Origin of the sequence: Oceanicaulis sp. HTCC2633 (genome assembly GCF_000152745.1) — a bacterium.
In the GTDB taxonomy this organism is placed as follows: domain Bacteria; phylum Pseudomonadota; class Alphaproteobacteria; order Caulobacterales; family Maricaulaceae; genus Oceanicaulis.
This window is the reverse complement of the sequence record NZ_CH672428.1, coordinates 501,118-523,510: the sequence shown is the minus strand read 5'-3', so window position 1 is coordinate 523,510 and position 22,393 is coordinate 501,118. Positions and strand designations below refer to the sequence as shown.

General features: G+C 63.1%; 20 protein-coding genes. 14 read left to right on the top strand and 6 right to left on the bottom strand.

Annotated elements, in window-relative coordinates; genetic code table 11:
* The first annotated feature begins 12 nt into the window (after nt 1-12).
* The 5 genes from OA2633_RS02565 (at nt 13) to OA2633_RS02545 (ending at nt 6,041) form a co-directional block, all read left to right on the top strand.
* Nucleotides 13-669 (top strand): hypothetical protein, encoded by a 657-nt coding sequence (locus OA2633_RS02565; protein ID WP_156776060.1) that lies wholly within the window; start codon nt 13-15, stop codon nt 667-669.
* Between the two features lie 189 nt (nt 670-858).
* Nucleotides 859-1,710, top strand: a complete 852-nt coding sequence (locus tag OA2633_RS02560; RefSeq protein WP_009800914.1) for a hypothetical protein — start codon at nt 859-861, stop codon at nt 1,708-1,710.
* Nucleotides 1,711-1,722: 12 nt separating this feature from the next.
* Nucleotides 1,723-2,976 carry a polymer-forming cytoskeletal protein gene (locus OA2633_RS02555; protein ID WP_009800913.1) on the top strand — a complete coding sequence of 418 codons (1,254 nt, stop codon included), beginning with the start codon at nt 1,723-1,725 and terminating at the stop codon, nt 2,974-2,976.
* A 117-nt stretch (nt 2,977-3,093) separates the two neighbouring features.
* Nucleotides 3,094-5,535 (top strand): M1 family metallopeptidase, encoded by a 2,442-nt coding sequence (locus OA2633_RS02550; protein WP_009800912.1) that lies wholly within the window; start codon nt 3,094-3,096, stop codon nt 5,533-5,535.
* The gene (locus OA2633_RS02545) at nt 5,535-6,041 is read left to right on the top strand and encodes a DUF6702 family protein (RefSeq protein ID WP_009800910.1); all 507 of its coding nucleotides are present in this window, start codon (nt 5,535-5,537) and stop codon (nt 6,039-6,041) included. The genes OA2633_RS02550 and OA2633_RS02545 overlap by 1 nt, the downstream gene beginning before the upstream one ends.
* On the opposite strand, the gene OA2633_RS02540 is transcribed toward OA2633_RS02545, so the two are convergent.
* From OA2633_RS02540 to OA2633_RS02530, 3 genes are all read right to left on the bottom strand, one after another.
* Nucleotides 6,038-7,768, bottom strand: coding sequence for a S9 family peptidase (locus OA2633_RS02540; RefSeq protein ID WP_009800909.1), 1,731 nt, complete (start codon nt 7,766-7,768; stop codon nt 6,038-6,040). The genes OA2633_RS02545 and OA2633_RS02540 overlap by 4 nt on opposite strands.
* A 115-nt stretch (nt 7,769-7,883) precedes the next feature.
* The gene (locus OA2633_RS02535) at nt 7,884-8,480 is read right to left on the bottom strand and encodes a hypothetical protein (protein WP_040612387.1); all 597 of its coding nucleotides are present in this window, start codon (nt 8,478-8,480) and stop codon (nt 7,884-7,886) included.
* Nucleotides 8,477-8,773 (bottom strand): autorepressor SdpR family transcription factor, encoded by a 297-nt coding sequence (locus tag OA2633_RS02530; RefSeq protein WP_040612384.1) that lies wholly within the window; start codon nt 8,771-8,773, stop codon nt 8,477-8,479. The genes OA2633_RS02535 and OA2633_RS02530 overlap by 4 nt, the downstream gene beginning before the upstream one ends.
* A 124-nt stretch (nt 8,774-8,897) precedes the next feature.
* Here OA2633_RS02530 and lipA point away from each other — a divergent pair, with 124 nt between their 5' ends.
* Together lipA and OA2633_RS02520 are read left to right on the top strand one after the other, a co-directional pair.
* Nucleotides 8,898-9,878 carry a lipoyl synthase gene (lipA, locus tag OA2633_RS02525; protein WP_009800906.1) on the top strand — a complete coding sequence of 327 codons (981 nt, stop codon included), beginning with the start codon at nt 8,898-8,900 and terminating at the stop codon, nt 9,876-9,878.
* A gap of 8 nt (nt 9,879-9,886) precedes the next feature.
* Entirely contained in the window at nt 9,887-10,408 is a 522-nt protein-coding gene (locus OA2633_RS02520; RefSeq protein WP_009800905.1) for a type II toxin-antitoxin system RatA family toxin, read from the top strand.
* Here the strand turns inward: OA2633_RS02520 and OA2633_RS02515 are convergent.
* From OA2633_RS02515 to OA2633_RS02505, 3 genes are all read right to left on the bottom strand, one after another.
* Complete coding sequence (locus OA2633_RS02515) at nt 10,400-10,885, bottom strand: CinA family protein (RefSeq protein WP_009800904.1); 486 nt, start codon at nt 10,883-10,885, stop codon at nt 10,400-10,402. The genes OA2633_RS02520 and OA2633_RS02515 overlap by 9 nt on opposite strands.
* On the bottom strand, nt 10,882-12,027 hold the full coding sequence (locus tag OA2633_RS02510) for a bifunctional 2-C-methyl-D-erythritol 4-phosphate cytidylyltransferase/2-C-methyl-D-erythritol 2,4-cyclodiphosphate synthase (RefSeq protein WP_009800903.1): 1,146 nt from the start codon (nt 12,025-12,027) through the stop codon (nt 10,882-10,884). Before OA2633_RS02510 ends, OA2633_RS02515 begins: the two co-directional genes overlap by 4 nt.
* A gap of 113 nt (nt 12,028-12,140) precedes the next feature.
* Nucleotides 12,141-12,344 (bottom strand): hypothetical protein, encoded by a 204-nt coding sequence (locus tag OA2633_RS02505; RefSeq protein WP_009800902.1) that lies wholly within the window; start codon nt 12,342-12,344, stop codon nt 12,141-12,143.
* Between the two features lie 170 nt (nt 12,345-12,514).
* Here OA2633_RS02505 and dusB point away from each other — a divergent pair, with 170 nt between their 5' ends.
* The 7 genes from dusB (at nt 12,515) to OA2633_RS02470 (ending at nt 22,351) form a co-directional block, all read left to right on the top strand.
* Complete coding sequence (gene dusB / locus OA2633_RS02500) at nt 12,515-13,534, top strand: tRNA dihydrouridine synthase DusB (protein WP_009800901.1); 1,020 nt, start codon at nt 12,515-12,517, stop codon at nt 13,532-13,534.
* Nucleotides 13,531-14,577, top strand: a complete 1,047-nt coding sequence (locus OA2633_RS02495; RefSeq protein ID WP_009800900.1) for a nitrogen regulation protein NR(II) — start codon at nt 13,531-13,533, stop codon at nt 14,575-14,577. Before dusB ends, OA2633_RS02495 begins: the two co-directional genes overlap by 4 nt.
* Nucleotides 14,577-15,848, top strand: a complete 1,272-nt coding sequence (locus OA2633_RS02490; protein ID WP_009800899.1) for a response regulator — start codon at nt 14,577-14,579, stop codon at nt 15,846-15,848. Before OA2633_RS02495 ends, OA2633_RS02490 begins: the two co-directional genes overlap by 1 nt.
* A 73-nt stretch (nt 15,849-15,921) precedes the next feature.
* Nucleotides 15,922-18,144 (top strand): PAS domain-containing sensor histidine kinase, encoded by a 2,223-nt coding sequence (locus OA2633_RS02485; protein ID WP_009800898.1) that lies wholly within the window; start codon nt 15,922-15,924, stop codon nt 18,142-18,144.
* Between the two features lie 5 nt (nt 18,145-18,149).
* A complete protein-coding gene (locus OA2633_RS02480; RefSeq protein WP_009800897.1) occupies nt 18,150-19,559 on the top strand; it encodes a sigma-54 dependent transcriptional regulator in 1,410 nt (469 codons plus the stop codon).
* 19 nt (nt 19,560-19,578) lie between these two features.
* Complete coding sequence (gene trkA / locus OA2633_RS02475) at nt 19,579-20,952, top strand: Trk system potassium transporter TrkA (RefSeq protein WP_009800896.1); 1,374 nt, start codon at nt 19,579-19,581, stop codon at nt 20,950-20,952.
* A 4-nt stretch (nt 20,953-20,956) separates the two neighbouring features.
* Nucleotides 20,957-22,351, top strand: coding sequence for a potassium transporter TrkG (locus tag OA2633_RS02470; RefSeq protein WP_009800895.1), 1,395 nt, complete (start codon nt 20,957-20,959; stop codon nt 22,349-22,351).
* Nucleotides 22,352-22,393 lie beyond the last annotated feature (42 nt).

Here is a 22,393-nt window from a genome sequence, read left to right as displayed (position 1 = left end):
GCTGTTTTGAGCGTGATGCTACTGACGGGATGCGTGCAGGCGTCTGATGGGCCGACCACGACATTTGATGGTTTGGCGGGGCGCCGGTCCGTCGATACGGACGGCAATGTCGAAATGAATGGCGCCGCCATCACCCTCGAAGGCCGGGTCGGCGGCTGGGTTGAGATGAACGGAGCCTCCGTGGATGTCCGCGCTGACATTGGCGGTGATCTGGAAGCGAACGGCGCCAGCGTGGAAATCGACGGTCAGGTCACGGGCGCCAGCGAGATCAACGCCGGATCGGCTCAGCTGAGCGGCGTCTATCTGGGGCCGGTTGAAGTGAATGCCGGCAATGCCCGTCTTGAGGGGCGATACGCCCAGACCCTGCGCGCCAACGCCGGCGCCATGACCCTGGAGGGAGACCATGCCGCGCCGGTCTATTTCGCCGGCGCCGGTCGGGACCGAAACTTTCTGGGGCGGGAACGTTCGGATCGCTCACGTCTGGTAATTGACGGGCATCTGGCTGCAGGTGGTGATGTCTGCGCTCACGAAGTGATCATAGAGAGGGGCGCCACTCTGGGCGATGTCCTGCGCGTGCGCGCTGATGCCCGGCCCGACCTGCCTTCGGGGCTGTCGCCGGAGATGATCGAGTACACGCCGCGCGACGGCGAACGCTGCCGCGAATACTGATTACTCCAACGAACTGACGGTGAGGGGCGGTCCGCGAAGCGGGCCGCCTTTTTCTTTATGGGCTTAAGTTTCGAGCGCCTTGATCAAAAAATTTATCGTTTTTCGAAAAATTCCGCTTCCTTATCGAGTTTCGATATGATATCGAGTTTCGATAAGGTTGGTCATATAAGAAATATCGGGGAACCCGAAATGACACGTCTCCTTCTCACCACTGCGGTCGCCAGCGTCCTGGCGCTGACCGGCTGCATCGACGTTACGGTCAGGACGCCTGCCTACGCCACCAGCGGCCAACAGAGCCTGCAGGGCGGGGATTTCACTGCGGTTCTGAACGAAGAGGGCGATTTCCGTCTGACGGGCGCAGATGTGCGCGTGTCCGGCGAGGTCGCCGGTCGGCTGCGGGTCAGCGCCGCCGAGTTCGTAGCGCGCGAGCTGCATGCCGGAGCGCTGTCCGTCACCGCCGCAGACATCGCCTTTTCCGGTGATGTGGATGGACCGGTCAGTCTGACGGCCTCGGATGTGAGCTGGCGCGGCAGTGCTGGCGAGAACATGCAGATCCGCGCCGCCGACCTGCATTTTGACGGTCGCGTGAGCGGTCATCTGGGCGCCCAGGTGGCGGATGCGGTCTTGTCCGGAGACTTTGCGGATATCGAGATTTCCGCCGCCGATCTGGAAATTGATCGTCATGCCCGCATCCAGGGATCATTGATCGCCAATGCGGCCGATTTCGAGCTTGAGGGCGTGGTCTCCGGCCCGCTTGATCTCAGCGCCCGGACGGCGCGGATCAATGGCGCATTGCAGGCGCCGATGATCCTGAATGTGGATCCGGGCCGTGGCCGGTTGTCCTCCCGGGATGGCCTGGTCGAACTCAACAGCGACTCGGTCGGCGGATTCATCTGCGCGCGTCGTGTCGTCATCCGCGGTCAGGTCGATGGCCAGCTTGATGTGATGGCTGACTCGCCCCCCGAACTGCTCAATGGCGCACAGGCGCACGACATCCGTTTCACGGCCCGTAATGGCCAGCGTTGCGAACGCAACTCGTAAAGGAGAGGTTTGATGCTCAAGTCTCTGAAAAAATACATGGGGTCGCTGCTGGTGGCAGGTCTGCTCTGCGGCGCGGCCAGTGGCGCGGCCCAGGCCGGTCAGTATATCGGCGGCGATCTCAATCTGTCGCTGGATGAGAACGATGATGTTCTGGTGCTTGCCGCCGATGTGGTGGGCGAAGGCCGGGTCGGCGGAGATCTGACGGTGTTTGCGGCGGATGTGCGCATGAACCTCACCGTGGAAGGCGAGGTCCAGATCGTTGCGGCTGATATCGAGATTGACGGCGCCATTGACGGCGAGGTCGGGATTGCTGGCGCGGACATCCGCATCGGCGCAGACATCTTCAATGATCTGGATGCGGCGGGCGCCGACCTGACGCTGAGCGGTACGGTCGCCGGCGACGCGGCGCTGGCGGGCGCGACAGTGATCATCACGCCGGACGCCATCGTCTCAGGCCGGACCGAGATCGGTGCGCGCGAGCTCTACATGGAAGGCCGTCTGGAGCAGGGCGCGGAGATTCATGCCCGTGACGTGGTGATCTCCGGAACCATCGAGGGCCCGGTCGATATCCGCGCCCGCGACGTGGTGATCGAGAGCGGCGCCGTGCTCACCGGTCCGGTGACGATCCGGTCGCCCAAGCCGCCGTCCGTGGCTGAAGGCGCGCAAGTCGGCGATCTGGATTATCAGCAATACGACTTTGACGAGGATTCCGACTTCGATCATCCCAATGTGAATATCGGCATCGACGATTTCGGGTTCGCTCCGTCGCCCTGGGCTTTTGGCGGCGTGTTCACCGCCAGCGCGTTCCTGCTGGGTCTTCTGGTGTCCCTGGCCAGCCCGAAAGGCGTTGCGGGCATTGCGAGCGCCTTCCGTCGCCAGCCCTGGCTGTCGGGCCTTCTGGGCCTCGTGGTTCTGGCGGTTCTGCCGGTGCTGACGTTGACGCTCTTCGTCTTGTTGCTGGCGACCGTGATCGGCATTCCGCTTGCTTTCCTGCTGATCTTCGCCCTGCCGATCGTGCTGTTCCTGTCCTATGTCTTTGGCGGCATCGTGATCGGGGATCTGGTGATGAACCGTTCCGGCGAACCAGCGCGCTTCGGACTGCGGGCCGGCTCCATGCTCGCGGCTCTGCTGGTGATCGGTCTTCTGTCCGTGATCCCGCTGCTGGGTTGGCTGATCAGCACCATCGTGTTCTGCATCGGTCTGGGCGCCTGGACTATCGCCCTGTTCTCGCGCACGAAACCGGCCCAGAACATGGACGCAGTGTAATGAAATAAGTACAGCGTTACCCTGTTACGATCCCGGTCGACCTTGTAGGTTGGCCGGGATTTTTTTGTTCGTAAGCGGTCATAGAGCCGCAGACATGCTTCAATCGGGGGAGCGCTCATGTCCTTGATCAAAGTCGCCCTGGCGGCTGGCGTCGCACTGGTGATCAGTGCGCCCAGCTTTGCTGATCCTATCCGTCAAACCACCAACAACTGGCGTGACGCCTTCCGCCAGCTGGAGGATGAAGATTGGCCGACGCCCAATCGTGAACGTCGCGCCACGGGCGCGCCGGGTCCGGATTACTGGCAGCAACAGGTCGATTACGACATCGACGTCGCGTTCGACGAAAACTCCAAAGTGCTGACCGGTTCGGCCACGGTGACCTACACCAACAATGCGCCGGACACGCTCGATTACCTCTGGTTCCTGATGGACCAGAATCGCTTCCGGCCGGATTCCATCGCGGTGATGACGGAAACCGTGGGCGGCGCCTCTCGCGCCAATGCGCGGACCGGGGCTGCAGCCTCTGTGGACGGCGTTTCGGCCAGCACGCTGCATCGCGCACGCCGACTTGAGGAAGACGGTCTGGGCTTCAACGTTCAGTCGGTCACGCTCGAAGACGGTACGGCGCTGGATTACACGATCGTCGACACGCTGATGCGGATCGACCTGCCGGAAACGCTGGAGACCGGTGATTCGGTCACCTTCACCATCAACTGGGATCATGTGCTGATCGAGACCGCGGTGATTGGCGGCCGCTCCGGCTGGGAATGCTTTGACGAGGACGGCGAGGGCGGCGACTGCATCTATCAGATGGCGCAGTGGTTCCCGCGTGCAGCCGCTTTCACCGATTACGAAGGCTGGCATAACAAGGCCTTCCTGGGGCGTGGCGAATTCACGCTCGAGTTCGGCGACTATGACGTCTCCATCACCGTGCCGCAGGATTTCGTGGTCGCCTCGACGGGTGAACTGCAGAATCCCGAGGAGGTGCTGACCGAAGCCCAGCGCGAGCGCCTCGAAGAGGCCGCGACCGCGGAAGAGCCGGTCTTCATCATCACGCCGGACGAGGCGCGCGCCAATGAACGCCGGGGCACCCGCTCCACTGCGACCTGGGAATTCCATGCCGAGAATGTGCGTGATTTTGCCTGGGCGACGTCGCGCAAATTCATCTGGGACGCCGTGGGCGTTGAGCAGGATGGCGCTGGTCAGGCCCCGGATCGCGTCATGGCGATGAGCTTCTACCCCAATGAGGCGGAGCCGCTGTGGTCGACCTATTCGACCCGCGCCATCGAGCACACGATCGACGTCTACAACGAATTCTCCTTCCCCTATCCGTATCCGACGGCACAGTCGATTTCCGGTCCGCAAGGCGGGATGGAATACCCGATGATCACCTTCAACGGCGCGAGCTATGGCCGTCCGGTGATCGGGGACGATGGCGAGCTGACCTATTCTCGCCGCGCCAAGTTCGGCCTGATCGGCGTGATCATCCATGAGATCGGCCACATCTATTTCCCGATGACGGTGAACTCCGACGAGCGCCAATGGACCTGGATGGATGAGGGCCTGAACACCTTCCTGCAATTCCAGGCCGAGCGCCGCTGGTCCGAGGACTATCCGGTGCGCCGCGGTGATCCGGACCTGATCGCCAACTACATGGTCTCCACCAACCAGGTGCCGATCATGACCCAGTCTGATTCCATCCCGCAATTCGGCAACAATGCCTATGGCAAGCCGGCGACCGCCCTTGTGGTGCTGCGCGAGACGGTTCTGGGCCGCGAGCTCTTTGATCGCGCTTTCCGCGAATACGCCCAGCGCTGGCGCTTCAAGCGTCCGACGCCGTATGACTTCTTCCGCACCATGGAGGAAAGCTCGGGCGTGGATCTCGACTGGTTCTGGCGCGGCTGGTTCTATTCCACCGACCATGTGGATATCGCCATCACCTCGGTGACCGAAGGCACGGTGAACACCGAGAACCCGGAGATCGAGAATCCGCTGGATCGTCAGCGGGAGGCGGATGGCGCCAACTCGACCACGCTGCAGAACAATATCGATGAGGGCCTTGCTTTCTATGAAGCCGAGAATCCCGAGGTTCAGGATTTCTACTCGGCCAATGACCCTCATGTGATCACCAACCGTCAGCGCGAAGCCTATGAAGAGCTGCGCAATGGCGATCTGCCCCAGCATGAAGCTGATGCGCTGGATTATGACGGCTATGTCTACTTCGTGAACCTGGAGAACCAGGGCGGCGTCGTGATGCCGGTGATCCTCGAATTCACCTTCGCGGACGGCAGCACGGACGAAGTCCGGATCCCGGCGGAAATCTGGCGCTTCAATCCGGATTCCGCGATCTGGCGCTATATCAGCGACAAACAGGTCGTGTCCGTGGAGCTCGATCCGCATCTGGAAACGGCTGATGCGGATCGCACGGACAATTACTATCCGGCGCAAATCCAGCCGAGCCGTCTTGAGGTCTATCGCGACACCTCGCGGTCTTCCTCGCTGATGGATGACATGGATCTGCGTGTCGAGCGCGACAGCATCCGGACACGGGACCAGTAATGGGTCGCGGCGTCCTCCGCCTTCTGGTTCTGGCCGTTGCGCTCTGCGCAGCGGCCGGTTCCGCTTACGCCCACAGGCTTCACGCCGGACTGACGGACATATCGGTCAATGACGTCACGGGCGAGCTGGAAGTCGTGCATCGGCTTTTCATGCACGACCTCTATCCGGCGATCGATTTCAACGCCATCGACGACACCGAATTGTATGAAACCCGTCAGGGTCTGCTGCGCCTGGGCGCATATGCGGCGGCGCGGTTCTCCATGCGGGTTGAAGGCGAGGGGCCCTTGCCGCTGCGCTTTGTCGGCGCCGAGCCCGATGGCGAGTTCACCTTTTTCTATTTTGTGGCTGAAGCGCCTGAACCGGGCAGTTCGGTGATCATCGACAATCGCTTGCTGGTCGATTACCTGCCCAGCCAGTCCAATCTGACGAATGTTCGTCTGGGCGAGGATGTCCAGTCCCTGACCCAGGGACCGGACAACCGTGCGCCGGGCCGGGCGCGCTTCTAGCGTTCCGCGCCGAAGCGGGCGTTGATCCAGTCCGCGATGATCGCCATGGCCTCAGGGTCCATGGTCTCCTCGATCTGGGCGTATTCCGCGATCAGGCCCGTGCCGGCCTTCTGGAAGAGGTGATTGCGTCCTTCCAGAACGACGATCCGGGCATCGTCGTGATCGCCCAGAGCCGCCTCAAGGCCGGACACATTGGGCTCGGCGACGATCTGAAGATCGAGCGTGCCTTGCAGGGCCAGAACCGGTTGATCCATCTGTGACAGCCAGTGCGCCGGATCGTGCTCCAGAAGGGCGCGATACCAGTCCCGGGTTTGCTGCTGAATGAACATTGCCTTCTGATCGGCGGTGATTTCGAGGGTCGCCAGCCGGTCATCCGTCAACAGGCCTTCGAGCGCCGTCCGGGCCTGCTCTGCCGAAGCGGCGTTCCTGACGGCGTCGGTCACGCTCTGCAGGACCTGCGTCCGGGCCGCGATCACGGACGGATCCACATCCATGGCGACATTGTTGGCGACCATCTGATCGACCACGAACTGATGGCCCGGCGTGCTCGGACCCGCCAGAAGCACGATAAAGGCGGTTGCCGGATCCTCGACCGCGACAACAGGTGCGATCAGACCGCCCTCGCTATGGCCGATCAGGCCCACAGAACGGATATCGGCCCGCTCACGCATGAAGGCGGCGACAGCTTCAGCGTCCGAGGCGAAGTCATAGGAGGTGGCGCTGGCGAAATCCCCTGAGGACTGCTCAAAGCCGCGATCGTCATAGCGCAGCACGGCTATGCCCTCACGGGTCAGGTAGTCGGCAAGCACAGCAAAGGGCTGATGCGTCCAGACGGTTTCATTGCGATCTTGCGGGCCAGACCCCGATATCAGCACCACGCCAGGAAACGGACCTTCGCCCTGGGGCACGGACAGCGTGCCGGCCAGCGTCACCCCCTCCGCATCGGGGTTGTCGATGCGTACATCGAGTTCTGTATAGGGAAAGGGGGGCTGCGGGGTTTGCGGGCGATTCGGCCCGGTTATCTCGCTGGCGATGCGTACAAAGGATACATCAACATCCTCAAAGCCCGGGCGACGCCATTGCCCGTTGAGCGTGTCGGCATCCCGTTCAAAGGTGTAAGTGACATTCGCGGCCGGGATCGTGAACTCGATGAACGATCCTGTCCGGGCGAGACCGGTGACGGGGATGCCATAGACGCCCTGGGTGATGGAGTTCAGTGCGAGTTGCGTGCCAGATTCCCCGGTTTGAACCTCGAGCGTGAACTCGAGCCGGGTGTCGTCGCGATCAAGATGGCCCTCCCACATTCCATCTAGCTCAGGCATGAAAACGGCCTGTGATTGAGCAGGGCGGGCAAAGCGGGTCGGGATCTGCATGCCCTGGCTGAAGACGCCGTCATAGCTTTGAGTCTGCGCATTCCATTCGCCATCAAACCGCGCGCTGATCTGCTGGATGGAGAAGCTGAAGCGGTCCGCATCAAGGGTGACCGTGCTGACCGGGATATCCTGTCCGGGGTCCTGGTCAAGGCTTTCCAGAACCGCGGTTTGCTCGCCGTTCTGGTTCAGGGAGACCGTTACCTGCAGGCGCAAATCGCCGCCGGGAGTCTCCAGGGTCGCGCGCCAGGGTCCCAACCGATCGTCAGGCGTCTGGGCGGAGGCGAGGCAGGTGACGAGAAGGATCAGAAATCCTCCGGCCAGGATCGTGAAGGGAGTTGAAGGTCTTGGGGGCATGTCGGGATTGTCCTCTATGTCGGATTCTGGACACGGCTTTCCCGTTCGGCGACTCGCGCCGTTCAGAATCCGGTTTGTCCTTAGGGAAGAAGAATGGGGGGCTTGCGCCCCCGGATCAGGCGCGGGGCCGGGCGAGAAGCACCATGCGCAGCATCATGAGAGCGACGCCGAGAAACAGGGCGCCCAGCGAGAGCGGCTTGGCGAGGTCGAGTGGCGCGAACACCCAGACAAGCCCGTACAGAAGGCCCGAGACCACCATGAAGACGCCGGTGGTGCGCATCTGCGCCTGACGCTGGGTGCTCGCACTCGGATCATCGGAGAGCGGGACGGGAGTCTTGGGCATGATATTGCCCACGACGATCAAGAGCATGGCGAACACGATCCCGGTCGAGCGTTGCTCGAACTGATCGGTGACCCACGCAAGGCCCGAGGTGTAGATGACGGTCATGCCGAGAGCGACGGCGATCATCAGGGCCGCAAGGCCGATGGAACGACGGATCAGGGCGCGTTCCTCAAGCCTCTTTTCGCTCAGCGGATATGCAAACCGGAGCTTCTCGATCAGGATCCAGCAGCCCGGCAGGAAGATCGCCGCCAGCCCGAACATCCAGGCGAGGCCGGGTTCACGGACAATCATGATCAGGGCGAGCGCCAGAACGGCGATCACGATCATGAGGGGAAACATCAAGGTGTTCTTAGCGGGAGCATCGCTCATTTAGGCTCCTCCTTGTCAGTCGCGGTCGGGCCTGCGCCCAGTCCGAAGGCTTTCGCGAAACCCAGAAGCGCGTCCTCAAGCACGCTGAGCTTGATGCGATAGGTGATGGTCTTTCCCGATTTTGTGGCTTCGACCAGATCGGCCTCCTTGAGCACAGCAAAGTGCGCCGACATGGTCGGCTTGGAGACGTCGAACTCGGCCGCGAGGTCGCCCGCAGTCATGGGCCGCTCTCGCAAGAGCTCCAGGACGCGCCGACGAGTCGGGTCTGAAAGGGCTTTGAATATCGTGCTCATGAATAGACGATTAGCTAATCGTCGAAATGATGGCAAGCGAATAATTAGAAATCTGTCTAACTATAACCCCGGGTGCGCTGTCACGACGCTTGATGCAGGGGGCGGGGAGGCTTATTTGGGGCCTATGGTCAATCTGATTACATCCCGCTCCGCCGCGCTCGACGCTCGCGCCGCGCGCCATCCGGAAAAGCAAAAGCGTCCGGATACGCCCGTTCTGCGAAAGCCGGACTGGATTCGCGTCAAGGCGCCCGCCGGCGGCGTGTTCTCCGAGACCCGCAATGTGGTCAAGGAGAACAACCTCGTCACGGTGTGCGAAGAGGCGGGATGCCCCAATATCGGTGAGTGCTGGTCGCAAAAGCACGCGACCTTCATGATCATGGGCGAGACCTGCACCCGCGCCTGCAGCTTCTGCAATGTGAAGACGGGTCTGCCCGACGCGCTGGATGCTGATGAACCGCGCCGGGTGGCGGAAGCCACCGCCACGATGGGTCTCAAGCACGTCGTGATCACCTCGGTCGACCGTGACGACCTGTCAGATGGCGGCGCCGAACATTTCGCCCAGGTGATCCGGGCGATCCGTGAGGCCGCGCCGGGCACGACGATCGAGATCCTGACGCCGGACTTCCTGCGCAAGCCGGGTGCGGCGGAAGTGGTGATTGACGCCAAACCGGACGTGTTCAATCACAATCTGGAAACCGTGCCGCGGCTCTATCTGAGCATCCGTCCGGGCGCGCGTTATTACCATTCGCTGCGCCTTCTGGAACGGGTGAAGGAGCGCGACCCAAGCCAGTTCACCAAGTCGGGCATCATGGTCGGCCTTGGAGAGACCAAGGAAGAAGTGATGCAGGTGATGGACGATATGCGGTCCGCCAGCATCGATTTTCTGACCATTGGCCAGTATCTGCAGCCGACCCGCAAGCACGCGGCTGTCGACCGTTACGTCACGCCGGAAGAGTTCAAGAGCTATGAGACCATCGCCCGCGCCAAGGGGTTCTTGATGGTTTCCGCCAGCCCGCTCACCCGCTCCAGCTATCACGCCGGAGATGATTTCGAGCGCATGCGCGCCGCGCGTGAAGCCGCGCTGGCGTCGGGCAAATCCGTCTAGAGAGTTCCATGAGCGCCGAACACGTCGAACGGATGCGCTTGCGCTACCGGCCCGATGATCTCTTCGAGCTGGTGAGCGATGTCCGCCGCTATCCTGATTTCATCAAGCCGATCACCGCCATGCGCATCACGCAGGATGACGTCAGGGACGGTGTCGGAGAGCTCGTCGCCGAGGCTCGGATACGCTTCAAGTTCGTGCGCGAGGGCTTCACCACGCGTGTGACGCTGGACAAGTCCGCGCGCACGATCGACGTGACCTATCTGTCCGGTCCGTTTCATGATCTGGCCAATCACTGGCGCTTTCATGAGCTGGAAGACGGCTCGACGCTGGTGGATTTCTGGATCCGCTACGGCTTCAAGAACCCCGTCCTTCAGATGTTGCTCGATGGCAATCGCAGCCGGGCGATCCGGTATCTGATCAGCGCCTTTGAGGATGAAGCCGCCAACCGCTATCAGCAGGTGGGCGCACAGGAGTTTGATCTGGGGCCGGCATTGGCCGCCCTGCCGGAACCGTCAGGGGCGTCAGCCTAGGGCGTCGATCAACAGCCTGAGCGCCTGCTCTACGGTGAGGGCGCGCACCCGGTCCCGCCCCACATCTCCGAATTTGCGGCTGAGTGTCCGCGTCGGTTTTCCCGCCTGGGCAAGGCCGAACCAGACAAGGCCAACAGGTTTGTCTGCGCTCCCGCCGCCAGGGCCTGCAATGCCCGTCACCGAGACCGTGAGGCTGGCCTGACTGTGCGCGAGCGCGCCTTCCGCCATTTGCTGAGCCGTTCGCGAGGACACAGCGCCAAAGGCCTGCAATGTCTCTGGCGAGACCTCGAGCATCTCCATCTTGGCGCTGTTTGAATAGGTGACGAAGCCACGATCGACGACGGCTGAAGACCCTGCAATGTCGGTCAGTGCGCCGGCGATTAGTCCGCCCGTGCATGATTCCGCCGTGGCGATCTTCACGCCGCGGGTTCGCGCCAGCTCGATCACTTGCTTTGCATAACTGTTGGCCGGGCTCATGACGCGAGCCCCGTCACCACGGCTTCCGCCGCGAGACCTTCGCCGCGGCCCGTAAAACCCAGCTTCTCGGTGGTGGTCGCCTTGATGTTCACCCGTTTGGGATCAAGACCCATGATCTCGGCGACGCGAGCCTTCATGGCTGCCTTGTGAGGCCCGATCTTGGGGCGTTCGCAAATCAGCGTCACATCCACATGCACGGGCCGTACGCCAGCCTGGGCGGCGATTTTCACGGCGTGGGCGAGGAACATGGCCGAATCCGCGCCCTTCCATTGGTCGTCTGAAGGCGGAAAGTGATCGCCGATATCGCCCAGACCCGCCGCGCCCAGCAGTGCGTCCGTTACCGCATGCAGCCCCGCATCCGCGTCGGAGTGACCGATCAGGCGATAGGGGCAGTCGATGAAGACGCCGCACAGATGGACCCCGTCTCCCGCCGTCATCCGGTGCACGTCATACCCTGAACCGGTGACCGAGACCGATGGCGCGCCCCCTGGCGCAGCCTGAGCGAGAGACTGTTCGGCGCGTTTGAAATCCTCCGGGTAGGTCACCTTGAAATTCGCTTCCTCGCCCTGTGTCAGAGCGACGTCCAGACCAAAGGCTCGCGCCAGCGAGACCTCGTCAGGATAATCGGATTGGGCGCGGGTGAAAGCCTCACGCAGGCTTTGTGTTCTGAAAGCCTGCGGCGTCTGCATCCGGTAGAGCAGATCCCGGCTCACCGCCTGCACGCCGCTGTCGTCTGATCGCACGAGCGCGTCTGTGACGGGCAGGGCCGGCGCCGCGCCGTGATGGGTGTCGAGCGCTTCGATCAGACGGTCGATGACGGCCTGAGAGAGCATGGGGCGCGCCGCATCATGGATCAGCACGCGGCTCGCGCGGGCGAGGGCGAGGGCGTTGCGCACGGAGCCAGTCCGGGTGTCTCCGCCTTCGACCAGTTCGGCGTTGACGCCGTCCAGACAGGCCTGGACCTGATCAGCCTGGCCTGGCGCATGCGCAATGATGATCTGCGCGCAGGCAGGGTCGGCGGCGAACCGCTTCACGCTCCATCCGAGCATGGGATGTCCAGCCAGTTGTCGGAACTGTTTGGGCGCGCCGCCGCCAGCGCGTTCTCCGCGACCGGCGGCGACAATGCATGCTGTGTAGGCCATGGCGTGGCGCTTATTCCCTTGATTTCACCATGGCAGCGATAGGCAATTCAGACCATTCCGTCTAGCTGGCGTTCAGTCCGGGCGAACCGGCGCAAGCCAGCAAGACAGTCCGGTCAGGGGTTCAGCGGGCAATAATCGCTGAAGACGTCATAGATGATGCCGTTATGAAAGATGCGGACGCTCCAGAAGCCAGCCACTTCGGTGCAGGAGAGGACCACAGCATCTTCAGGGATGGTGTCGGCATGGGCGGCCGGCGTCGCCAGCAGGGCGGATGCGCCGAGCGCGACAGCGCCAAGCATGAAACGAATGGATGGCATGACTTTACTCCTTCAAATGGATACGGAATTCAACCGTGAGAACGCATAGGCCTGGAGTCAATCCCGTTATGGGAGAAATTCGATCCGGTGCTAACCCAGCCGTGTCCCGGATCGGGCGTTAATTCATTCGGTCTCTGGAAGAGGAGCAGCAGACACGGTATTTCAGAGGAATGACGCGCGCTCAGACCCTCCTGTCCGGCTTTGACATCGGACCCATTCATGTGAAGCGTCCAGTCCTGCTGGCGCCCATGTCCGGCGTGACCGACTGGCCCATCCGAAAGCAGGCCCACCGGTTTGGGGCGGGGCTGGTTGTGAGCGAGATGGTGGCCTGTGAAACGCTGGCTCAGGGGCGGGAAGACGTCATCCGGCGTATGCGGGCGGATGGAGATTGCGGTCCTCATGTGATTCAGCTTGCAGGGCGTGAAGCGCACTGGATGGATGTGGGAGCCCGTCTCGCCGAAGAAGTGGGCGCTGACATCATCGACATCAATATGGGCTGCCCGGCGCGGCAAGTGACGCGCGGGTTGAGCGGTTCGGCCCTGATGCGCGATCTTGATCATGCTCTGACGCTTGTTGAAGCCACGGTGAAAGCCGTGTCCGTCCCGGTGACTCTGAAGATGAGACTGGGGTGGGACCATGACAGCCTGAATGCTCCGGAACTGGCGCGTCGCGCGGAAGCGGCCGGCGTGCAGATGGTCACGGTCCATGGACGCACGCGGCAGCAATTTTACAAGGACAAGGCCGACTGGTCGGCGGTTGCGCGCGTCAAGGACGCCGTTTCTATACCGCTTGTGGTCAATGGCGATATCCAGACCCCGCAGCAGGCGCGCGAGGCCTTGCGGCTTTCGGGCGCAGACGGCGTGATGGTGGGGCGCGCGTCTCAGGGGCGGCCCTGGCTGCCCGGAGCGATTGCGGATGTGCTGTGTGACGGCGCAGCCTTCAAGGAGCCCTCATTGAGGGTGGGAGCTGATGCCCTCTGTCAGGCTTTGGCGGACAGCGTAACGCTCTACGGCGAACATCTGGGCGTGCGCACAATGCGCAAACACTTCGCCAGCTTCGTGGACTGGGCGATCCCTGAACCGGAGGCGGCGCGTGAATGGCGCGGGCGACTGTGCCGTGCTCAGAACCGGCTCGAAGCCGAGGCTGCGCTGATGGCGTTCGCCTCCAGCGCGCAAGAGAGCGCAGCGTGAGCGGGACGACGCCGTCATTCTCGGAGCGGGCGGCCGAAGCCGCGCCGGTGGCGCTTCTTCTTCTTGATGATGCCGGTGAAATCATCTTCGCCAACCTGCGGGCGGAAACCCTGTTCGGGCAATCACGCAAACGTCTCCTGGGAAAGCGGCTGGACGAGGCCGGCCCGGTTGGTCAGGCGGCGTCAGAACTGGCGCGCCGGGCGCTTGAGGAAAGCCGTTCGGTCTATGCGCATGACCTGCCTGTAGGTGTCGAGGACCGCGCCCTGCGCATATCCGTGGATGCGTCTCCGGATGAGAGCGGTGTGTGCGTCTGTTTGCGCCCCTGGCCGGAATCGGGCGGCGGGGCGCGCAGTGAGATTGCGGCGAATGCTGCGGCCGGGTTCGGCATGCTGCTCTCACACGAACTCAAGAATCCCATGGCCGGCGCCCGGGGCGCGGCGCAGCTGATTGCGCAAGGTGAGGATGAGGAGAGCCGGGAGCTGGCCGGGCTGATCATCACCGAGCTTGATCGGGCGCGGCGCATTGCGGAACGCTGGAGTCGGGTTGGCGATATCGGCCCGCCGCGTCTGGGGCGCGTCAATCTTCACGCGCTCGTGCGTGAAGCGGTGCGTTCGGCCCGGGCTTCGGCCGCCCCTGAAGTGGTCTGGCTGGAATATTTTGACCCCTCCCTGCCGGATGCGCGCGCTGACCGGGACCTGGTGTCCCAGGCTGTGCTCAATCTTCTGATCAATGCCGGGGAGGCCGCCAGCCAGGGCGGCGGGCGCGTCAAGGTCTACACACGCTATCGCCAGCCGCGTCCCGGCGGTCCGGCGCCGGACGCCAGACTCGAGATTGCAATCGAGGATGACGGCCCGGGGGTGGACGATGCGTTGCGAGACGCGATTTTCAATCCTTTCGTCACAGGCAAGCCCGCAGGCGAAGGGCTGGGGCTCGCGCTTGTCAGCCGGGTGGCGGATCTTCTCAATGGCGGGGTCGAGTTTGATACGCGTCCAGGACGGACCGTGTTTCACTTCTATCTGCCCATAGAGCGTAAGGACGGCTGATGGCCCATCGGGTCCTGATACTTGAAGATGATGAATCCCTGCGGCTGGTGATCGCAAAAGCCTTGTCGCGGGCCGGGTTTGAAGTGCGTGCGACCGCCTCGACTGACGCAGCGCTCGAGCGCCTGGTCCGACGGGAAGTGGATGTGCTGCTGGCGGATGTCCTGCTCGGCCGCGAGAGTTTCCTGGATCGCCTGGACGAGGTCACGCGTGTGCGCCCCGATATCCCGGTGATCATCATGAGCGCCCAGACCACGGCGCGCACCGCCATCGAGGCCGGCAAGGCTGGCGTTTTCGAATATCTGCCAAAGCCATTTGATCTTAATGACATGGTGGCGGTCATTAAACGTTCGCTGGAGGATGTGGGGCCGTCCCTCCCGTCATCCGCCGCTCCCGGTTTCGGCGGTCTTGTCGGACGCTCGCCCGCCATGCAGGAAGCTTTTCGCGCTCTGGGGCGACTGGCGCGCACGGCCTCTCCGGTTCTGTTTACAGGACCCGAGGGAAGCGGTCGGGCGCATTGCGCCCGTGTGCTCGTTTCTGAGACAGGCGTGGTCGGCCCTGTGATTGAAGCCGGTCCGGCCCGCATGCGGCGTGAGGGCGCGGGCTTGCTGGAAACGGCGGCGGGCGGCGCGCTCGTCCTGCGCCGCGCCGACGCCTGGGATGATGAAACCCAGGACTGGGTTCAGGAAGCCCTTGAGAATCCAAGGGGGGATTCACCGAGGATCCTTGCCACAGCCACGCCTGAAATCGCCCGGCACATGCGGCCAGCCTTGCTGTCTCATCTGGCGATCGGTCGTGTCCAGCTGCCCCCGCTCAGGGAACGTGGAGAAGACCGGGCGCTTCTGTTTGCGCATTTTCTGGCCGAACAATCGCCGGCGCGCGAAATGGATGAAGAAGTCCGTCAATACATCAATGCGCAAGTCTGGGCGGATGAGGTTCTGGGGATGAAACGCGTTGCGCTTCATCTCAGCATGCAAGGCGCGCGCGGGCCCTTGCGCGTCGCCGAGATCGAAGCCGCGATCCAGGAATTCTCGGGACGTGATCCCGCCGCTGACCTGACGGAGGCGGCGGCGCGATTCTTCGGCGCTAGTCTGGCGCAGGGAGAGACCGAAATCAGCGAGAAGGCGCAATTGGCCGTGGACCGCGGATTGTTCTCCGCAGCCCTCGACGCCACTCAGGGTGTCAGGCAGGACGCAGCCAAGCTGTTGGGCCTAAACAGAAACACGCTGACACGGCGTCTGGCGGCGCTGGAATCCGACCCGCATGAGGCCTAGAAGTCACACCCGTTGAATTTCCGTCACATCTGGGCCAATCTGTTCGCCGAGGGGATGTGAGGAGACGCGCAACTTGCCGAAGTTTGCGGGCAATCCAGCTTGGAGACAATCGACGCTGTTCCTGCTTGGCTTCGCAATCGCGACGCTGGGCGTGGTTCTGCTCGGCCTCCTCGCCGTTTTCAATGAAGGCCGGTTCGGGCCGGGGGGATGGGGATTCATCACCCTCATGGCTCTGATCGCGGCGCTTCTCGGCGTGCTGGCGATCGCCGTATATTTGCGGGTCATGGAGCAGTTGCGCGGCGCCAAGAACGGCGCTTCCGCGACCCCGCGACTGCAGGTGCGCTTCATCACCCTGTTCGCCGTTGCGGCTGTGGTGCCGGCCGTTCTCATGGCGGGATTTCAGGCGCTTGTGCTCAATCGGGGTGTGGAATTCTGGTTTGCCGAGCGGATCAACACCCTGGTCGAGACCACGGCGGATCTGGGCAATGAATGGCCTCAGGTCGCATTGCAAGGCACGGGCTCGCACATGCGGGGCATGCGGCAGGACCTGTCCTATCCCGATGCCGTGCAATCACTGCAGGACCAAAGGATCCGCTACAATGAATATCTGACCACGCAGGCGCGCGTGCGCAACCTGCCGGTCGTCTATGTCATCGACTCCCAGGCGACGATCCTGGCGCGAAGCGAGGAAGCGCCTGACACCCCGCCGTTCAGCGCGCCTTCCCAGCAGATGCTTGAAATCGCCAATGAAGGCGATATCAGCGTTTCCGCGCCTGTGCTGCGAGAGGATGGTCCGGATTATGTCCGCCTTCTGCTGCGCATGTCCGAGTATGATGACGCCTATCTCTACTCGCTGGTCTATGTGGATTTCTCCCTGCTGGTCGCTGCGCAGGAAGCCACCCATTCCTTCCGGGATGCGGTCGCCAGCGAGCAGCAGATGCGCATCAGCTTCTTCTTCGTCTATGCGCTGGCTGCGCTTCTGGTCTTCCTGGGCGCGGTCTGGCTGGCGCTCAGCGCGGCCGCGCAGGTGGTCTCGCCGGTCAGTCGTCTGGTGGCGGCGGCCGAGCTGGTGCGTCGTGGCGAATTGAGCGCCCGGGTTCAGGTGGCGCGCGACAATGACGAGATCGCGGCTCTGAGCCGCGCCTTCAACCGGATGACGCGTCAGCTGGAAAGCCAGCGGAGCGCCCTGCTGGAGGCGAACGCGGAATCCGAACGCCGTCGCGCCTTCATCGAGGCGGTGCTGACCGGGGTCAGCGCCGGCGTCATCGGTCTCGAGCCGGACGGCCGGATATCGCTGGTGAACCGCTCGGCCTCCCAGCTTCTGGGGCGTGAGCCTTCGGTTCTGGTCGGAGAAATGATTGATCAGGTCCTGCCTGTCTTCGCCGAGGTGTTCCTCGCCGTCCACCGTCGCCCGGACGAGATCGCCGAGCGTCAGCTGGATATCACGGAAGAGGGCGTCTCGACGGTCAATCTCAGTGTCCGGGCCGCCCAGGATGACGATGGCGGCGTGGTGATCACCTTTGACGATGTCTCCCGCCTGGTCGCGGCCCAGCGCAGCGCCGCCTGGCGCGATGTCGCGCGCCGCATTGCTCACGAGATCAAGAACCCGCTCACGCCGATCCAGCTCTCGGCGGAGCGCTTGAAGCGTCGTTATCGCAAGCAGATCGACGAAGAGGGCCTTGAGACATTCGACAAGTGCGTCGACACCATCGTGCGCCAGGTCAGCGATATTGGCCGGATGGTGGACGAGTTCTCGGCCTTTGCCCGCATGCCCGCGCCGAAGATGGAAGTTTCCGACCTTGTGGACATCGCCAATTCCTGCGTGTTCGCCCAGCGGGTGGCGTCGCCGGATCTGCAGGTGCTGCTGACCATTCAGGGCGGACCGATCACCATCGAGTGCGATTCCCGACTGGTGGGACAGGCGCTCGCCAATGTGCTTAAGAACGCCGCTGAAAGCGTTTCGGCGCGCATGGAGGAGGACGGCTCGAAGGCGGGCGGCCGGATCGCCGTCTCCGTGGGCGCGGACTCCAGCCAGGCGATCATTGAGATCAACGATAACGGCCTGGGCTGGCCTGTGCATGACCGGGCCCGGCTGACGGAACCCTATATGACCACGCGCGCAAAGGGGACGGGTCTCGGTCTCGCCATTGTGCGGCGGATCATGGAAGACCATGGCGGTCGACTGGAGCTCGACGATCGTCCCGATCTGGAGCGCGGCGCCGTCGTGCGGTTGGTCTTTCCCTTGCTTGAACCCGAGACGGACGCGCCGGACAATCCGGCGCAGGCGGAGGCTTGAACGCAATGTCGCTCGACATCCTGATTGTTGATGATGAAGCCGATATCCGGGAGCTCATCGGCGGACTTCTTGAAGATGAAGGCTATGAGCCGCGTTATGCGGGCGATTCAGACACGGCGCTCAAGGCGGTGCGGCATCGCAAACCCGCTTTGGCGGTTCTGGATGTCTGGCTTCAGGGCAGCCGACTGGATGGAATTGAGCTTCTCACCGAGATCAAGCGCGTGGCGCCGGACCTTCCGGTCGTGGTGATTTCTGGGCACGGCACGATTGAAACTGCGGTTGCTGCGATCCGGAAAGGGGCTTACGACTTTATCGAAAAGCCGTTTAAGTCCGATAAGTTGCTCCTGACTGTTGAGAGGGCGCTTGAAGCCAGCCGCTTGCGTCGCGAGAATGCCGAGTTGCGCGCCAAGTCTGAAATCCACAACGATCTGATCGGAGAATCCGCCGCTGCGGTTCAATTGCGTCAGACCGTGGATCGGGTGGCGCCGACCAATTCCCGTGTCCTCATCTCCGGGCCTTCGGGATCCGGCAAGGAACTGATCGCCCGTCTCATCCATGCCCAGTCCGGCCGGTCAGACGGACCGTTCGTTCCGGTCTCCGCCGCCATGATGTCGCCAGAGCGCGTCGAGGCCGAATTGTTCGGCGCCGAGACCGAGAGCGGCGTGGACCGGGTGGGGCTGCTCGAACAGGCCCATGGCGGGACGCTTTTCCTTGATGAAGTGGGCGACATGCCCGTGGCGACCCAGGCCAAGCTCCTGCGCATGCTGGTCGAGCAACGGTTTCGTCGGATTGGCGGCGCTCAGGATGTGCAGGTGAATGTCCGCGTCCTGTCCTCCACAGCCCGGGACCTGCAGGGCATGATCTCCCAGGGATTGTTCCGCGAGGATCTCTATCACCGTCTCGCGGTCGTTCCGCTGGACGTTCCGTCGCTCTCTCAGCGGCGCGAGGATATCCCGCTGCTCGTCAATCACTTCCTCGAGCGCCTGACCGCCATGTCCGGTCTGCCCATGCGCCGGATCGGCGATGACGCCATGGCGGCGCTTCAGGCGCATGACTGGCCGGGCAATGTCCGACAGCTGCGCAATAATGTTGAGCGCCTGCTGATCCTGGCGACCGGATCTCCGGATGAGCCGGTGACCCTGGACTCGCTGCCGTCCGAAGTCGCAGGGCGTTCGGCCAGCACCGAGACCGGGCTGGATGCAGAGCGCATGATCGCCTTGCCCTTGCGGGATGCGCGTGAGAATTTCGAACGGGAATATCTAAAGGCCCAGATCAACCGGTTCGGGGGCAATATCTCGCGTACGGCCAATTTTATCGGCATGGAGCGTTCCGCGCTTCACCGGAAACTCAAAACCCTTGGCGTCGGCAGCCTGAACCGCAAGGGCGATGACATCGATACAGAGGACGCCGGCTAGGCCCGGCTGAAATCATCCTATGAAAGCTGTTGTGTGCGGGGCAGGGCGTGTGGGTTACGGCATCGCCCGGGAGCTCGCCTCTGAAGGCAACGCGGTGACGGTCGTGGACTGGTCGCGCGAGCTCATCGACAAGGTGACCACCGATCTCGATGTGCGCGGCGTGGTGGGGCATGGCTCCCATCCGGACGTTCTGGATCGAGCGGGTATCCGGGACGCGGACCTTCTTGTGGCCGTGACCTATTCGGATGAGACCAACATGGTCGCGTGTCAGGTCGCCCACTCGCTCTTCAATACGCCCACGCGCATCGCCCGGGTCCGCGCCCAGAGCTATCTCGACAAACGCTGGGGAGATCTCTTCTCTTCAGGCGCGCTCCCCATCGATGTGACGATCTCGCCCGAGCTTGAAGTGAGCCGTTCGATCCTCCAGCGACTGGAGACGCCCGGCGCCTTTGCCACGGCTCCCTTCGCCAATAGTCGGGTGCAGGTGCTCGGTCTGAGGGTGGATGAGCAGTCTCCGGTCGCCGCGAGCACCCGTGCGCAGATGGCCGAGCTGTTCCCTGATCTCGGTTTCGACATTGTGGGCGTGCAGCGCGACCAGACCCTGTTCATCCCCCAGGACGATGATCCGCTCATGCCGGGAGATGATATCTATGTCAGCCTGGCGGCGGGTCATGTGAAGCGGGCTCTGGACGTGTTTGGCCGCTCGGCGCCGCGCGCCCGACGTGTCGTGATCATCGGCGCGGGCAATATCGGGCTTTACGTCGCCAAGGCTCTGGAACGCGTTGGCGGCGTGCGTGTGCGTCTGATTGAGAGCGACAAGGCCCAGGCCGAGCATGCGGCGGACGCCCTGCGGCGGACCGTGGTTCTGCACGGGGATGGTCTGGACCGGGACGTGCTGCGTGAAGCCGGGGTCGAGGACGCTGAACTGGCGCTCTGCCTGACCAATGATGACAAGGTCAATCTGCTCAGCGGCGTGATGGCCAAGAAAGAGGGCGCAGCGCGGTCTCTCTGCCTTGTGAACAATCAGGCTTTCCACCCGGTTCAGGAAGCGCTGGATGTGGATGTGATGATCGACCCGCGGGCCGTGACGGTCTCCACAATTCTCCAGCATATCAGGCGGGGTCGCATTACCGGCCTGCAGACCATGGGCGACGGCATGGCTGAAGCGCTCGAGGGCGTGACGCTGTCCACTTCCCCGCTTGTGGGGCAGAACCTGAGCACGCTCGAACCGCCAGAAGGCGTCGCGATCTGCGCCATGGTGCGTGGGGAGCATGTCTATTTCCGAGGCGATTCGGTGGTCATCCAGGAAAATGACCGGGTCATTTTCTTTGCGCTGAAGGCCTCGGTGCCCAAGGTCGAACAGCTGTTCCGCGTCAGTCTCGAGTACTTCTAGACCCATGAAGTGGTCGCCCCGGTTCTTTCGGGCCCTGGCCTGGTGCGCTCTGTTCATTAGTGCGGCGGCCGCCCCTTTCATTCTGTTCGCAGGGCTGGAAGGTCGGGCCGACATTGCACGCGGTTTCACGGTCACGGTGGTGCTGGGGGTTTTCCTGGGCGGGGTCACGCTGGCGGGGACGCGCAAGGTGCACAGCCCGGCCGGAGCGAGTGCGGCCCTGCGTCTCGCCCTGTTTGGCTGGTTGCTGTCGCCGCTGCTGGCGGCGCCGCCCCTTGTCGCGGCGACGGGTTCCTTGCCTCGCGGCGTGTTCGAGGCCTTCTCGGCGCTGACGACCACTGGCGCAATCACGCTGAGCCCGGAAGCGGCTGGCGTGTCCATTACCTTGTGGCGCTGCGTGCTGGCCTGGCTGGGCGGTCTTGGAAGTCTGGTTCTGGCGGCGACCGTCTTTGCGGCGCTGGACCGACGCGGCGTGGGCTTGCGACGAACCTATCTGCTGACCGTGGAGCACGCCGATCTCTTCACCAATTTCGGACGGGCGCTGCGCCGGTTCGGCGCGATCTATATGGGCCTGACACTGACAGGGTTCATGCTGCTGCTGCTGCTGGGCACGCCGCCCTATGACAGCCTGTGCCTGGCCTTGTCGGGGCTTGCGACTGCGGGCCTGACGCCGCGGTCCGAAGCGCTTGATTTGTGGATGTCGCCCCTGGCCCAGTGCGTCTTGGCTTTGATCTGCCTGTCTGGCGCCTGGAACATGGCGGTGCAGTATGATCTCGCATCCCGCAGGCGCATCAGCCGGGGGAGCGGAGAGTTGCGCGCCATCCTGGTGCTTGGGCTCGGCGCGGCGCTCTATCTGGCCGTGAGCGGTCACCCGGGACAGGCGCTTTCCGGGGCGCTCAACATGGTGTTCGCCGTGACCACAGCCGGGTTCCAGACCCAGGCCGCACCGGTTCTGCCCCTGACCCTGCTTGTGCTGATCGCCATGGCGGGCGGATCGACGATTTCCACCTCCGGCGGCATCAAGATGCCGCGCATCCTGCTCCTGCTGCGCCGGGCGGGAGGCGAGCTCTCCTCTCTCAGCCATCCGTCCGCTGCGGTCCGGACCCGGTTCATTGGTCGGCCTGTCAGTGATTCGGCGCTCGCCGGCGTCTGGGTGTACGCGCTGGCCTATCCGGCCGCGCTCGGACTCGGGGCCGTGGCGCTTGGCGCCGCTGGAGTGACCTTTGAACAGGCCTGGATGGTGTCAACGGCTTCACTTGTGAATGCGGGACCGCTGGCAGGCGTTGATTACGCAGCGCTTCCGCCAGCAGCGCTGGCGGTATCCGGGTTCATCATGGTGCTGGGACGGCTGGAAGTGCTGGCTGCGGCCGCCGCGTTTTATGTCATCTTCGCACGTGACTGACTGAGCGCTGACAGGCAATCCTGTTGCAGCCAGGCCAAGGTA